The organism is Hydrogenovibrio sp. 3SP14C1 (genome assembly GCF_029625905.1).
Classification (GTDB): Bacteria; Pseudomonadota; Gammaproteobacteria; order Thiomicrospirales; family Thiomicrospiraceae; genus Hydrogenovibrio.
The window spans coordinates 1-235 of sequence record NZ_JARTLM010000331.1 but is presented as its reverse complement, the minus strand read 5'-3'; the positions used below and the strand labels follow the sequence as shown (position 1 = coordinate 235).

Below are 235 nucleotides of genomic sequence, written 5' to 3'. Positions count from 1 at the left end.
ATTAAACCTAGGCCGATACCCACGATAATTAATCCTGCTGTTCCAATATTTTTATCCGAAAACAGCTTCAATAACCACGGCAGTAAAATGGCTCTTGTAATAATTTCGCAAATACCCACAAAAGTTAAGATGCTGCCGATAAGTACAGGCGTCCCATGATAAATATCTTTTAAAAAAAGTGTGAAGTTGAACTGAAAAACATTTATCCCCACATAAAACAACAGACCTATCAAAA

The 235-nt window shown here is 35.3% G+C and carries 1 protein-coding gene; it reads right to left on the bottom strand.

Features of this window, described 5'->3' with window-relative positions; genetic code table 11:
- On the bottom strand, nucleotides 1–235 hold a 235-nt coding region (locus tag P8629_RS12730), incomplete at both ends, for a hypothetical protein (RefSeq protein WP_278166449.1).